Origin of the sequence: Streptomyces sp. CAU 1734, from assembly GCF_039888735.1 — a bacterium.
Taxonomy (GTDB): Bacteria; Actinomycetota; Actinomycetes; order Streptomycetales; family Streptomycetaceae; genus Streptomyces.
The window spans coordinates 57,194-70,187 of sequence record NZ_JBDQQP010000007.1; the positions used below are offsets into that span (position 1 = coordinate 57,194).

12 protein-coding genes and 1 riboswitch are annotated in these 12,994 nt (G+C 72.7%); of the genes, 1 reads left to right on the forward strand and 11 read right to left on the reverse strand.

The window, feature by feature from the left end:
* Positions 1-15: 15 nt before the first annotated feature.
* The 11 genes from AAFN69_RS14900 to AAFN69_RS14950 all read right to left on the reverse strand — a co-directional run bounded on the left by AAFN69_RS14900 (position 16) and on the right by AAFN69_RS14950 (position 11,572).
* Positions 16-1,095 carry a hemolysin family protein gene (locus AAFN69_RS14900; RefSeq protein WP_347728966.1) on the reverse strand — a complete coding sequence of 360 codons (1,080 nt, stop codon included), beginning with the start codon at positions 1,093-1,095 and terminating at the stop codon, positions 16-18.
* Positions 1,092-2,450, reverse strand: coding sequence for a hemolysin family protein (locus AAFN69_RS14905; RefSeq protein ID WP_347728967.1), 1,359 nt, complete (start codon positions 2,448-2,450; stop codon positions 1,092-1,094). The genes AAFN69_RS14900 and AAFN69_RS14905 overlap by 4 nt, the downstream gene beginning before the upstream one ends.
* Positions 2,451-2,679: 229 nt before the next feature.
* On the reverse strand, positions 2,680-3,153 hold the full coding sequence (locus AAFN69_RS14910; RefSeq protein WP_347728968.1) for a PH domain-containing protein: 474 nt from the start codon (positions 3,151-3,153) through the stop codon (positions 2,680-2,682).
* 107 nt (positions 3,154-3,260) lie between these two features.
* The gene (gene hisG, locus AAFN69_RS14915) at positions 3,261-4,109 is read right to left on the reverse strand and encodes an ATP phosphoribosyltransferase (protein WP_347728969.1); all 849 of its coding nucleotides are present in this window, start codon (positions 4,107-4,109) and stop codon (positions 3,261-3,263) included.
* A 107-nt stretch (positions 4,110-4,216) separates the two neighbouring features.
* Positions 4,217-4,489, reverse strand: a complete 273-nt coding sequence (locus AAFN69_RS14920; RefSeq protein WP_347728970.1) for a phosphoribosyl-ATP diphosphatase — start codon at positions 4,487-4,489, stop codon at positions 4,217-4,219.
* 78 nt (positions 4,490-4,567) lie between these two features.
* A complete protein-coding gene (ribH, locus tag AAFN69_RS14925; protein WP_347728971.1) occupies positions 4,568-5,053 on the reverse strand; it encodes a 6,7-dimethyl-8-ribityllumazine synthase in 486 nt (161 codons plus the stop codon).
* Positions 5,054-5,125: 72 nt separating this feature from the next.
* Positions 5,126-6,481: a bifunctional 3,4-dihydroxy-2-butanone-4-phosphate synthase/GTP cyclohydrolase II gene (locus AAFN69_RS14930; RefSeq protein ID WP_347728972.1), complete on the reverse strand. Its 1,356-nt coding sequence runs from the start codon at positions 6,479-6,481 to the stop codon at positions 5,126-5,128.
* Positions 6,478-7,053, reverse strand: a complete 576-nt coding sequence (locus tag AAFN69_RS14935; RefSeq protein WP_347729273.1) for a nicotinamide mononucleotide transporter family protein — start codon at positions 7,051-7,053, stop codon at positions 6,478-6,480. Before AAFN69_RS14935 ends, AAFN69_RS14930 begins: the two co-directional genes overlap by 4 nt.
* Before the next feature lie 56 nt (positions 7,054-7,109).
* Entirely contained in the window at positions 7,110-7,727 is a 618-nt protein-coding gene (locus AAFN69_RS14940) for a riboflavin synthase (protein ID WP_347728973.1), read from the reverse strand.
* A 1-nt stretch (position 7,728) separates the two neighbouring features.
* Complete coding sequence (gene ribD, locus AAFN69_RS14945; RefSeq protein WP_347728974.1) at positions 7,729-8,826, reverse strand: bifunctional diaminohydroxyphosphoribosylaminopyrimidine deaminase/5-amino-6-(5-phosphoribosylamino)uracil reductase RibD; 1,098 nt, start codon at positions 8,824-8,826, stop codon at positions 7,729-7,731.
* A 156-nt stretch (positions 8,827-8,982) separates the two neighbouring features.
* A riboswitch (FMN riboswitch) is annotated at positions 8,983-9,113 on the reverse strand.
* 1,286 nt (positions 9,114-10,399) lie between these two features.
* Positions 10,400-11,572 (reverse strand): ROK family transcriptional regulator, encoded by a 1,173-nt coding sequence (locus AAFN69_RS14950; protein ID WP_347728975.1) that lies wholly within the window; start codon positions 11,570-11,572, stop codon positions 10,400-10,402.
* Between the two features lie 100 nt (positions 11,573-11,672).
* On the opposite strand from AAFN69_RS14950, the gene AAFN69_RS14955 reads away from it, so the two are divergent.
* Positions 11,673-12,947 (forward strand): MFS transporter, encoded by a 1,275-nt coding sequence (locus AAFN69_RS14955; protein WP_347729274.1) that lies wholly within the window; start codon positions 11,673-11,675, stop codon positions 12,945-12,947.
* Positions 12,948-12,994 lie beyond the last annotated feature (47 nt).

A 12,994-nucleotide genomic window follows, 5' to 3' on the forward strand; every position in this document is an offset into this window, starting at 1 on the left:
CGACCGCTCGGACGCTCAGCTCACCAGGGCGATCTCCCCCGCGGTCCGGGGGGTCCCGGCCGGCGGCACATGGGTGGGGTCGTGGACCTCCCCGACCAGGGTCTCCAGCACATCCTCCAGCGCGACCAGGCCGAGCACCTGGCCCGAGGCGTCGGCGACCTGGGCGAGATGGGCCGCCGCCCGGCGCATCACGGTCAGCGCCTCCCCCAGCGGGAGCTCGGAGCCGAGGGTCGCCATGGGCCGCCAGAGCTGCCGCGGCACCGCGCGTTCCGGATCGTCCGGATCGAGTACGTCCTTGACGTGGACATACCCCAGATAGGGGCCGATCTCCCCGTCCCGCACCGGGAAGCGGGAGTATCCGGTGCGCACGGTCAGCTCCTCGATCCGCCGGGAGGTGACGGACGGCCGCACGGTCACCCAGTCGGACGGGGCGATCAGCACATCGGTCACCGGCCGGCTGCCCAGCTCCAGCGCGTCCGCCAGCCGTTCCTGCTCGGCCGGGTCCAGCAGCCCCGCCTGGCCCGAGTCCGCCACCAGCCGGCCGAGCTGGACCCGGGTGAAGACGGCCTCCACCTCGTCCCTCGGCTCGACCCGGAAGACCCGGAGCACCAGCCGCGCGCAGGCCCCGAGCGCCCCCGTCACCGGACGGCAGAGCCCGGCGAAGGCGACGAGCCCGGGACCGAGCCAGAGGGCGGTCCGCTCCGGCGCGGCCATGGCGAGGTTCTTGGGCACCATCTCGCCGACGACGAGATGCAGGAAGACCACCACCCCCAGGGCGATGACATAGCCGATGGGGTGGTTCAGCTCCGCCGGCACCCGCAGGGCGTGGAAGACCGGCTCCAGCAGCCGGGCGACGGTCGGTTCGGCGACCGCGCCCAGGGTGAGCGAACAGATCGTGATGCCGAACTGGGCCGCCGCCATCATCCGGGGAAGCCGCTCCAGCCCGTACAGCACCCGGCGGGCCCGCGCCGAGCCGGCCGCCGCCAGGGGCTCGATCTGGCTGCGGCGGACGGACACCAGCGCGAACTCGGCGCCCACGAAGAAGCCGTTGGCGAGGACCAGCAGCCCGGCGAGGAGGAGTTGCAGGGCGCTCACCGGACGGCCCCCGCGACGGGCACGGCCGGCCGGGCCGCCGGGTCGGCCCCGGTGCGGACCAGGCGTACCCGCTCCGCGTGAAAGCGCTCCACCCGGCGCACCGACAGCCGCCAGCCGGGGAGTTCGGCCCGGTCACCGGGGGCGGGGATACGGCCCAGCAGCCCGGCGACCAGGCCGGCGACCGTCTCGTACGGCCCGTCCGGCGGATCGAGCCCGATCCGGTGCAGATCGAGCACCCGGCAGGCGCCGTCGGCCTCCCAGGCGGGCCCGCCCTCCTCCGGGGCGACGGGGACGAGGCCGGGGCGGACATCGGAGTCCGAGTCGTGCTCGTCGCGGACCTCGCCGACGAGCTCCTCGATGATGTCCTCCAGAGTGACCACCCCGGCGGTGCCGCCGTACTCGTCCACCACCACGGCGAGCGGCTGTTCGCTGCGCAGCCGGTCGAGCAGCCGCTGGACCGGCAGGGAGCCGGGGACCAGCAGCGCCGGCACGGCGAAGGCGGCGACCGCGGTGCGCGGCCGGTCGCCGGGCGCCACGGCGAGGGCGTCCTTGAGATGGACGGTGCCGATGATGTCGTCGATGCCCTCCCGGTAGACGGGGAAGCGGGAGAGTCCGGTCGCCCGGGTCAGATTGAGCACATCCGCCGCGGTGGCGTCGCCGTGCAGGGCGAGGGTCTTCACCCGGGGCGTCATCACATGGTGGGCGGTGAGACCGCCCAGTGCGAGGGTGCGGACGAAGAGCTCGGCGGTCTCCTGCTCCAGGGCGCCGGCCCGGGCGGAGTGCCGCGCGAGGGAGACGAGCTCCCCCGGGGTGCGGGCGGAGGCCAGTTCATCGGCCGGCTCGACGCCGAAGAGCCGTACGATCCGGTTCGCCACCGCGTTGAGCAGGGTGATCACCGGGCGGAAGACGGCCGAGAAGAGCTGTTGCGGACCGGCCACGAAGCGGGCGACCTGCATCGGCCGGGAGACCGCCCAGTTCTTGGGGACCAGCTCGCCGATCACCATCTGGACGGCGGAGGCCAGGAGTATCCCGATGACGACGGCCATTCCGTGCACCGCCCCGGCGGGCAGCAATCCGGTGCCGGTCAGGGGGCCGCCGAGAAGACGGGCGAGCGCGGGCTGTGCCAGCGCGCCGACGGCCAGGGAGGTGACGGTGATGCCGAGCTGGGTGCCCGAGAGCTGGAAGGAGAGCTTCCGCAGCGCGGCGACGACACGGCGGGCTCGGCGGTCGCCGTCGGCGGCGGCCCGTTCGGCGTCGGGCCGCTCCACGGTGACCAGGCCGAATTCGGCGGCCACGAAGAAGCCATTGGCGAGGATCAGCAGAAATGCCGCGGTGATCAGCAGGAGGGGGGTCATGGTGCCGCCGCCTCCCGGGAGGGGGCGGCGCGGGTACTACCGGACGGTCCGTCCATTGCCGGAGGGAGTCACTCCTCGGGTCGCAGGTGTCCCGCGGAGCGTTCGGGGCGCGGGACGGGGCGCGCTGCGGCGCCGCCTGGAACCACAGTAGCCAGCCGGGCGGCGGAGACGGCGGGGGAAGCGCGGTGCCGTGTCCCGCCGTACGCCCTCGGGGGCCGGCCCGGTGGAGCTACGGCCTGGCGGGGGCGTGTGCCTCGGCGAGCGCGCGCAGGGCGCGGGCGTCGCTGATCGCCTGCTCCCTGGCGATTCCCGGCTGGATGCCGAGGACGGGGAGGCTGCTGCCGTCGCTCAGATCGAGGAAGACCCAGGGATCACCCGGACGGAGGTTCACCCGAAGGATCTCCGCCCACTCCAGGCGGCGGACCCGGGTGATGTTGACGACGGTGACTCCGGCCTCGTCGGCGACCACCTTGGGCCGGCTGAGGAGCCAGAGCACGCCGAGGAAGAGCACGGCGGTGAAGAGGAAGCTGGTCCGCTCCCCCGGGCTGAGCCGTTCCAGGGTGAGTCCGACGAAGGCGATCACGGCGAACATCACCGTGCCCACGCCCAGCAGGACGACTCGGGTGCGGGTGGGCCGGAAGGTGACCGGGAGACCGGGGGTCCGGCCGGCGGAGGGGGCCGGGGAGGCCGAGGGGGAGGACATGTTCTCGATGATCTCTGAAGGGGGCGCGGGGGGATGACGCGGGGGTGGCCGTCTCCGCGAGCGTACGCGCACCCGCCGGCGGGGACCGGCGGGTGCGTGTACGGCGGTCAGAGCCGGCAGGCGTGGATCGCGGTGGTGAGGATGGCGCGGGCGCCGAGCTCGTACAGATCGTCCATGATCCGCTGAGCCTCGCGGGCGGCGACCATCGAGCGGACGGCGACCCATCCCTCGTGGTGCAGCGGGGAGATCGTCGGCGATTCGAGGCCCGGGGTGAGCGCGACGGCCTGCTCCAGGTGCTCGACCCGGCAGTCGTAGTCCATCATCACGTAGCTCCGCGCGACGAGGACGCCCTGGAGCCGGCGGAGGAACTGCTCCACCTTCGGCTCGCCCTCGGGCGCGCCGGTGCGGCGGATGACGACGGCCTCGGAGGTCATGATCGGCTCGCCGATGACCTCCAGGCCGGCATTGCGGAGCGAGGTCCCGGTCTCGACCACATCGGCGATGATCTGGGCGACGCCGAGCTCGATCGCGGTCTCGACCGCGCCGTCGAGGTGGACGACCGAGGCGTCGATGCCGTTGTCGGCGAGGTGCTTGGCGACGATGCCCTCGTAGGAGGTGGCGACGGTCATGCCGCCGAAGTCGGCCACGCCGCCCGCCGTGCCGGGCCTGGTGGCGTAGCGGAAGGTGGAGCGGGCGAAGCCGAGCTGGAGGATCTCCTCGGCGCCGACCCGGGAGTCGAGCAGCAGATCGCGGCCGGTGATGCCGATGTCGAGCCGGCCCGAGCTGACATAGATCGCGATGTCGCGGGGGCGCAGATAGAAGAACTCGACCTGGTTCTCCGGGTCGACGAGGACGAGCTCCTTCGACTCCTTGCGCTGCTGGTAGCCGGCCTCATGGAGCATCGCCGACGCAGGTCCGGAGAGTGAACCCTTGTTGGGAACGGCGATGCGCAGCATGAGGTCGGCTTCCTTGTCGTCGGTGGCATGCGGGGGCGCACGCCGGTCTGGATGGTGCGGGCGAACTGGTCTGGTCGCGGCTGCGACCGGTGGTGCGGGGGCGCCGGTCAGAGATGGGCGTAGACGTCGTCGAGGGAGATCCCGCGCGCCACCATCATCACCTGGACGTGGTAGAGCAGCTGGGAGATCTCCTCGGCGGCGGCTTCCTTGCCCTCGTACTCGGCGGCCATCCATACTTCGGCGGCCTCCTCGACGACCTTCTTGCCGATGGCATGGACGCCCTTTTCCACCAGTTCGGCGGTGCGGGAGGTGGCCGGGTCGCCGGTCTTCGCCTTGTGCTGAAGCTCGGCGAAAAGCTCTTCGAAGGTTTTGTTCGCCATGATGCTCTCAGGGTAAGGGGTGACGGGGCGCGAGAGGTCCGGCGGCCGGTGGGTGAGACCACCGGCGCCGGAGCGGGCTCAGCGCCAGGGCTCGCTCACCGAGCGGAGGGTGGCGGCGGTGGCGACGGCCGCGGTGACGGCCTCGTGTCCCTTGTCCTCGGTCGATCCCTCGATACCCGCCCGGTCCAGCGCCTGCTGCTCGGTGTCGCAGGTGAGCACGCCGAAGCCGATGGGGACCCCGGTGTCCACGGAGACCTGGACCAGGCCCTGGGTGACGCCCTGGCAGACGTACTCGAAGTGCGGGGTGCCGCCGCGGATCACCACGCCGAGGGCGACGATCGCGTCATAGCCGCGGCCGGCGAGGACCTTGGCGACCACCGGGAGCTCGAAGCTGCCGGGGACGCGGAGCAGGGTCGGCTCGTCGATGCCGAGTTCCCGCAGGGCGCGCAGGGCGCCCTCGACGAGTCCGTCCATCACCGTTTCGTGCCACTGGGCCGCGATGACGGCGACTCGGAGGTCTCCACAGTTGCGTACGGACAGTTCGGGTGCGCCCTTGCCGCTCACGCTGCTCCTCGGTGTCGGAGTCGGTACTCAGGATTCATGGTTACGGAAAAGAAAGCGGGTCTTGCCCGGGGGTCACTGGTGGCCGCAGCCGGCCGCGGCCGGGTCGAGCCAGGGGAGGTCGTGGCCCATCCGGTCGCGCTTGGTGCGCAGATAGCGGATGTTGTGCTCGCCCGCCTGGACCGGCATCGGCTCCCGGCCGTGGACGGTGAGCCCGAAGTCGCGGAGTGCGCTGATCTTCTCGGGGTTGTTGGTCATCAGCCGCATGCTCCGCACCCCGAGATCGCTGAGGATCTGGGCACCGGCGGCGTAGTCGCGGGCGTCGGCGGGGAGGCCGAGTTCCAGATTGGCGTCCAGGGTGTCCCGGCCGCGCTCCTGGAGCTCGTACGCCCGGAGCTTGGACATCAGCCCGATGCCCCGGCCCTCGTGGCCCCGGAGATAGACGACGACGCCCCGGCCGGCCCGGGTGATCTGCTCCATGGAGGCATGCAGCTGGGGTCCGCAGTCGCAGCGCTGGGACGAGAAGATGTCGCCGGTCAGGCACTCGGAGTGGATACGGACGAGCAGATCATCGCCGTCGCCGATGTCGCCGTGGACGAGGGCCAGATGCTCGACGCCGTCGAGGGTGGAGCGGTAGCCGTACGCGGTGAACCGGCCGAAGGAGGTCGGCAGATCGACGGCTGCCTCGCGCCGCACGGTGAGGCCGGGCGCCGCGGCCGGTTCGACGGCGCGGCGGTGGGCGATCAGATCCTCGATGGAGATGATCGTCAGTCCGTGCTTGCGGGCGAACGGCACGAGCTCCGGCAGCCGCAGCATCACACCGTCCTCGCCCGCGATCTCCACGATCGCCCCGGCGGGGCGGAGCCCTGCGAGGCGGGCGAGATCGACGGCGGCCTCGGTGTGGCCGTTGCGGACGAGGACGCCGCCGGGCTGGGCGCGCAGCGGGAAGACATGACCGGGGCGTACGAAGTCGGACGGCTCGGCGGTGCCGCCGGCCAGCAGCCGGAGCGTGGTGGCGCGGTCGGCGGCGCTGATGCCGGTGGTGACCCCGTGGGCGGGGGCGGCGTCCACCGAGACCGTGAAGGCGGTCTGCATGGACTCGGTGTTCTGCTGCACCATCTGCGGGAGTTCGAGCCGCTGGAGCTCCGCGTCCTCCATGGGGGCGCAGATCAGGCCGCGGCACTCGCTCATCATGAAGGCGATGATCTCGGGGGTGGCCTTCTCGGCGGCGATGACGAGATCGCCCTCGTTCTCCCGGTCCTCGTCGTCGACGACCACGATGGGGCGGCCGGCCGCGATGTCACGGATGGCCTGCTCGATGGTGTCGAGCGCGAAGTCCTCGCGATTGTCGGTGGAGTACCAGGTCGGCGTCCGGCCGTCCGCGAGGTGCAGCGGCTCGGCCGGGGTGACGGTGGAGGGGTGAGGTGTCATGCCGGGGCTCCTTTCAGAACCGGGGTTCGGGAGCGCAGCCACCAGTCGCGCATGCCCCAGACGGCGAGCGCGAAGTAGACCACGTAGACCAGACCGGAGAAGGCGAGACCGCTGCTGAAGGCCAGAGGTACGCCGACCAGGTCGACGAGCAGCCAGGCGAACCAGAACTCGACCAGACCGCGGGCCTGGGCGATCATCGCGACCAGGGTCCCGGCGAAGACATACGCGTCCGGCCAGGGGTTCCAGGAGAGCGACGGATAGAGGGTGAAGAGCCCGCCGACGGCGAGGGTGAGCACGGCCGCGGCGGCGACCAGCAGACCGCGCTCCCGCCAGGTGGCGAACCGGACGGCGACGGAGCCGTCCTGCGCCAGCCGGCGGCCCCGGTTCCACTGCCACCAGCCCCAGGTCGCGACCCCGATGATGAGGAGCTGTTTGCCCACTCCCCCGCCGAGCGAGGCGGAGGCGTTGGCGGCGACCAGGATGAGTCCGGCCACCAGCTGGGCGGGCCAGGTCCAGATCGAGCGCCGCCAGCCGAGGGCGAGGGCGATGAGCCCGATGGTGTTGCCGATCATGTCGGACCAGATGACGTCCTGCCCGAAGGCCGTGAAGGCGACGGAGTTCAGGCCGTTCACCGCGGACTCTCCCCGGTGCGGTTCCCGAGCAGCCGCTCGACGTACTTGGCGATCACGTCGACCTCCAGATTGACCGGGTCGCCGGGCTGCTTCAGGCCGAGCGTGGTCAGGGCGAGGGTGGTCGGGATGAGACTGACGGTGAAGTGGTCGTCGGCGGCGTCGACCACGGTGAGGCTGACGCCGTCCACGGTGATCGAGCCCTTCTCGACGACATAGCGGGCCAGCCCGTCGGGGAGCGAGATCTTGACGATCTCCCAGTTCTCGGAGGGGAACCGGGCGGCGACGGTGCCGGTGCCGTCCACATGGCCCTGGACGATATGGCCGCCGAGGCGCCCGCCGACCGCCGTGGGCCGCTCCAGATTGACCCGGGAGCCGGTGGTCAGCGCGCCCAGGCTGGAACGCTTGAGGGTCTCGGCCATCACATCGGCGGTGAACTCCCCGGCGTGCTCGGCCGGGGTCTCCACCACCGTCAGGCAGACACCGTTGACGGCGATGGAGTCGCCGTGCCGGGCGCCCTCGGTGACGAGGGGGCCGCGCAGCCGGAAGCGGGAGGAGTCGCCGAGGTTCTCGACGGCGGTGACCTCGCCCAGTTCTTCGACGATTCCGGTGAACACTTCAGCGCTCCTTGGGGGCGGTGGCGGGGACGGCGGTGATGCGCAGATCCGGGCCGATGCGGACGGCCTCGGTCATATCGAGGCGGAACGCCTCGGTGATCGTGGTGATTCCCGCTCCGGCGAGCGCGGCGGGGCCGGCGCCGAGGAGCGCGGGGGCGAGATAGCCGACGACCCGGTCGACGGCGCCCTCCGCCAGGAACGACCCGGCGAGGGTGGCACCGCCCTCCAGGAGCACCGAGCGCACGCCGCGGGCGTACAGCTCCTCCAGCAGGGCGGGCACGGAGAGACCCCGTCCGGCCGCCCGGGGCAGCCGGACGGTCTCCGCGCCCTCCGGGGCCTCGGCGGTCACATCAAGGGCGACGGCGATCAGCGTGGGCGCGGTGCCGTCGAGCACCCGGGCGCCGGGGCGCACGGCCGTGCCCTCGGTGTCGACCACCACCCGCAGGGGCGGTACGGCGTCCTCGATGCCGCGCACGCCGAGCTGGGGGTCGTCCGTCCGGGCGGTGCCGGAGCCGACGATCACGGCATCGGCCCCGGCACGCAGCCGGTGGACATCGGCCCGGGCCTCGGGCGAGGTGATCCAGCGGCTGGTGCCGTCCTCGGCGGCGATCCGGCCGTCGAGGGTGGCGGCGTACTTCCACAGCACATGGGGCCGGCCGAGGCGTACGGAGGTGAGCCAGGCGGTGTTCCCGGCCTCGGCCTCCGCTTCGAGCACGCCCTGTTCGACGGTGACCCCGGCGGCGCGCAGGGTGCCCGCACCGCCGCCCGCCAGGGCGGTCGGGTCGGCCACGGCGACGACGACCCGGCTGATCCCGGCGTCGATCAGGGCACGGGAACAGGGGCCGGTGCGGCCGGTGTGGTCGCAGGGTTCGAGAGTGACGTACGCGGTGCCGCCGCGGGCGCGCTCCCCGGCCTCGCGCAGGGCATGGACCTCGGCGTGCGGGCCTCCGGCGCGCTGGTGCCAGCCGGTGCCCGCGATCTCTCCGGAGGCGTCGGTGACGACGCATCCCACGACGGGGTTGGGGCTGGTGAAGCCGAGTCCGCGGGCGGCGAGCGAGACGGCTCGGCGCATGGCGGCGGTGTCGGCTGCGGTGGCCACCGGGTCCTCCTGCCTTTCGGGCACGGACTCCGGGGCTGTCGATGACGACAGAGAGCGGGATGGCCGGGGATACGGCTGTGCCGAGCCGCGGAACAAGCCGATCGCCGACAGGGGCGATCAGCTCGCTACGGCCGGCATGCCGGATACGGCTGCCCGCCGCGCACTGCCTCCCATCCGGACTTTCACCGTCGGTCCAGGAATTTCACCTGATCAACCGGCCGCTGGCTGCGGACGGGTCGCGGACTATAACCGCCGGTTCGGAATTACACCGACCCCGGAGTGCGCTGCTGCTGATACATAGGCAAGTGTGCCATGGGTGGCCGTCGGCCAAATGGGCGTTCAGATGTGCGCTGGCTCACAGCGCGGGCCGGTATCGGTACTTGACCTCTCGGGGGTCGCGGCCTATTGACCCCCTTGGTCTAGTCCATTTACGCTCTGCGGACTCCGCACGCGCGCGGGGTGGTGACGCCCGGCGGCGGAGTCCCGGCCCTTCCCGCCGCCGGGTGTTCCCGCGCGGGTCGCTCCTGCGGTGTGCGGGTGCCTCCGGCGGGGCCGAGTCCTGTGCGCCCTCGCCCGTGGTGCGGGTGCTCTCCCGTGGCTCCGCCCCGGCCCCGGCGCGGCTGCCTCCGGCGAGGCGGGGTGTTGTGTGCCCTTGCCCTTGCCCGGGGTGCGGGTGCTTTCCCGGGGCTCCGCCCCGGACCCGGCGCCTCAATCTCCCCCAGAGCTTCGCCTGGGAGGTACCCCCAGCGGGGCTTGATTTTGCTTGCCCTCGTTCGCGGGTGCGGGCCGGTGCGTGGGCGGTGTCGCGTCCGCCTTGTGTTGTTCGGGGTCCCGGGGTGCGGGCCTTCAGACGCCTTCGGCGCCTTGCAGTGCCTCGGGCCCTTGCTCCGTTCGCTCCCCTCCGGGGCGCGGGTACGGGGCGGGACACCTTGCCCTATGGCGGCCCGGGGGCCCTCCGGGCTCGACTCCTCAGAGCCGGCGGAACTCGGGTCCTTTGCTTTGCGTACCCGGGTCTTACCGCCGGCTCTTCCGGGGACGACCCTGCACACCCCCTCCACGGGCGTCGCCCGATAGGCGGCGCACCGGGCCCGGGCTCTCCGCAGGTGCGGGAGCGCCCGCCCAGAGGCACCCGCCCACTCTGACGCCCGTCACCCACTCACCCACGGGTGACCTTTCCGGACCCGGGCTCCCCGCCTTGTGAAACCGTCTCGGAACGCACGGACACCCTCGTCACCGTCATCACGCACTGGGGTCACTCGCGGAAGGGGGGACGCGCAGGAGCGGTACTGGGGCATCAAGCGTGATTTGCGGCGCAAACCCGGGCGAACAAAACAAGACCGGGTGACCGCGCCGTAAATCATGCAGCCCCAGTACCGAACCGGAGCGGCACCCAACCCGCACACACAAGAACCCCACCCGAGCAAACAGGCAACCCGCACCAACAACAGCCCAGCCGGCGATTGAGGCGGCGCCCACCCCGGACCAGGGTGACCAAAAGCGCGCCCCGCCGGAGGCAGCCGCGCCGGGCCCAGGGCGGAGCCCCGGACAACGCACCCCGCCAACGGAGGCGGCGTCAGGCGGCAGGACCGAAGAGCTCTTCCTGCGCCCTGTCACGCGCCGCGAGAAGCGCGCCCTTCAGGACCGCCGCACCCCCCAGCCGCCCCGCCCTGACCTCCGTCGGCAGCGGCGTCAGCGCCGCCAGCGCCCGCTCGGTGCGGGCCGCCAGTTCCGGGCCGCCGGCGAGTCCGACCTCGCCGCCGAGGACCACGCAGCCCGGGTCGAGCACGGAGGCGACGGCCGCCGCGCCGAGGGCGAGCCGGTGGGCCAGGACATCGAGGAAGGCGCCGGAGTCGCCGGACGCGACCGCCTCGGCCACGATCGCGGCGGCGGCCGGGCCCGGCGACTCCGGCGCCTTGACCCCGTGCTCGTCGGCGAGCGCGCATATCGCGGCGGAGCCCGCGAGCGCGTAGAAGCCGCCGCCGCAGTCGTACGCGGAAGGAAGCCCTCCGGTGCCGGGCACGGGTAGGAAGCCGATCTCCCCGGCCCCGCCGGACGCGCCTTGGCGGAGGCGGCCGTCGAGGAAGAGCGCGGCGCCGACACCGTGGCCGAGCCAGAGGAGTACGAAGGTGTCGCGGTCGCGGGCGGCGCCCGCGCGCTGTTCGGCGACCGCGGCAAGGTTGGTCTCGTTGCCCAGGACGACCCGCGCGGGCAGCCGTTCCTGGAGCGCCGCGACGAGCATCCGGTGCCAGGCGGGCAGTCCGGAGCCGTTGCGGAGCTCTCCGGTGACCGGATCGACCAGGCCCGGGATTCCGACGCCGACGCTGTGCAGCCGGGACGCGCCCGCGTCGCGCGCGGTCCGCTCCAGCAGTGCCGCGGCGCGTTCCACGGCGGGTTCGGTGGCGGTGTCGCCCCCGATGGGCAGATACGCCTCCGCGAGGGTGACGCCGAGCAGATCGGCGACCACCAGCGAGACGCCCTCGGTGCGTACATCGAGCGCGGCGAGATGCGCGCGGTCGGCGGCGATTCCGTACACCCGGGCGTTGGGGCCGCGGCGCTGGGAACCCGTCTCGCCGACGATCCGGATGAGCCCTGAGTCCTGGAGCCGTTCCACCAGATCGGCGATGGTCGGCCGGGAGAGCCCGGTCATGGTCTTCAACTGCCCCGCGGTCAACGGGCCTTCGCTCTGAAGCAGTTCGAGCGCGAGCCGGTCGTTGATGGCGCGGGCGGTGCTCGGGGATGCGGCCATGCCGGAATCCTTCCAGATCGGCTTCCCGCCCTCGACCACTAACTATCAGGCAGGGTTCCTGATAGTTTACTGCCACCAACGACGTGGGAGGGACGCCGGTATGGCGTACGACGCCGCCTTCGGGCAGCAACGATTGAAACGCGCACGGATCGCCGTGGCTCTGACTTTCTGTGTGCACGGCGCGGTGACGGGAAGCTTCGCGACCCGGATCCCCTGGATCCAGGACCATGCGTCGGTCAGCGCGGGGCAGCTCGGCCTGGCCCTCGCCTTTCCGGCGATCGGCGCGTCCATCGCCATGCCCCTGGCCGGAGCGGTCAGCCACCGGTTCGGCGCGCGGAACGCGCTGCGCGGACTCCTCGCGATGTGGACCCTGTCGCTGATCCTCCCGGCGCTCGCCCCGAATCTCGTGGCACTGTGCGCCGCGCTCTTCGTCTACGGGGCGACCGCGGGCATGTCGGACGTGGCGATGAACGCCCTCGGCGTGGAGACCGAGAACCGGCTCGGCCGCTCGATCATGTCCAGCCTGCACGGCATGTGGAGTGTGGGCACCCTGATCGGTTCGGCGGGCGGCACCCTCGCCGCGCACATGGACAGTGACGCCCGGGTGCACCACGCCCTCGCGGCGGTGACGCTGACCGTCCTGGGGCTGATCGCCTGCCGGGGCGTACTGGATCTGCGCAGCGCGCCCGACGAGGAGCCGCCGCCGCGCTTCACCCTGCCGCCGAAATCGGCCGTGGTCATTGGCGCGATCGGGTTCTGCGCCGTCTTCGCGGAGGGCGCGAGCCTGGACTGGTCGGCCGTCTATCTCCGGGACGAGCTGAGCTCGTCGGCCGGGGTCGCGGCGGCCTCCACCACGGCCTTCGCGCTGACGATGGCGGTGGCCCGGCTGGTGGGCGACCGGGTCGTGGACCGGTTCGGCGCGGTGCGCACGGTGCGCTGGGGCGGGGTCCTCGCCACGGCCGGCGGACTGCTGGTGGTGTCCGCCGCGCACCCCGCGATGGCGATGGCCGGATTCGGGCTCATCGGGCTCGGTGTCGCGGTGGTCGTGCCGGTCGCCTTCGCGGCGGCGGCGCGGAGCGGTCCCCGGCCGGCGCAGGCGATCGCGGGTGTCGCGACCATTACCTACACCTCGGGCCTGATCGCGCCCTCGGCGATCGGCGCGGTCGCCGATGTGACCAGTCTGATGGTCTCCTTCGGGCTGGTGACCGCGCTGGCGTTCGGGCTGGTCATCGGCGCGGGGGTGCTGCGCGGGGCGCGCGGGGCGACGGTACGGAAGCCGGACGCGGGAGCGGGCACGGGCACCGACACCGGCACGGGTACGGGTACGGAGGCACCGCAGGCCGCGGGCGCGGCCGTGCCGGACAGCCGGAGCTGAGGCCGGCCGGCCGGGCCGCGGGCGGACGGGGGTGACGGGGGTGCCCG

Bases quoted from the DNA above. Each gene is read 5' to 3' on its own strand.
- AAFN69_RS14905 (WP_347728967.1), bottom strand. From the start codon at position 2,450: ATGACCCCCCTCCTGCTGATCACCGCGGCATTTCTGCTGATCCTCGCC.
- AAFN69_RS14910 (WP_347728968.1), bottom strand. From the start codon at position 3,153: ATGTCCTCCCCCTCGGCCTCCCCGGCCCCCTCCGCCGGCCGGACCCCC.
- hisG (WP_347728969.1), bottom strand. From the start codon at position 4,109: ATGCTGCGCATCGCCGTTCCCAACAAGGGTTCACTCTCCGGACCTGCG.
- AAFN69_RS14920 (WP_347728970.1), bottom strand. From the start codon at position 4,489: ATGGCGAACAAAACCTTCGAAGAGCTTTTCGCCGAGCTTCAGCACAAG.
- AAFN69_RS14930 (WP_347728972.1), bottom strand. From the start codon at position 6,481: ATGACACCTCACCCCTCCACCGTCACCCCGGCCGAGCCGCTGCACCTC.
- AAFN69_RS14935 (WP_347729273.1), bottom strand. From the start codon at position 7,053: ATGATCGGCAACACCATCGGGCTCATCGCCCTCGCCCTCGGCTGGCGG.
- AAFN69_RS14950 (WP_347728975.1), bottom strand. From the start codon at position 11,572: ATGGCCGCATCCCCGAGCACCGCCCGCGCCATCAACGACCGGCTCGCG.
- AAFN69_RS14955 (WP_347729274.1), top strand. From the start codon at position 11,673: ATGGCGTACGACGCCGCCTTCGGGCAGCAACGATTGAAACGCGCACGG.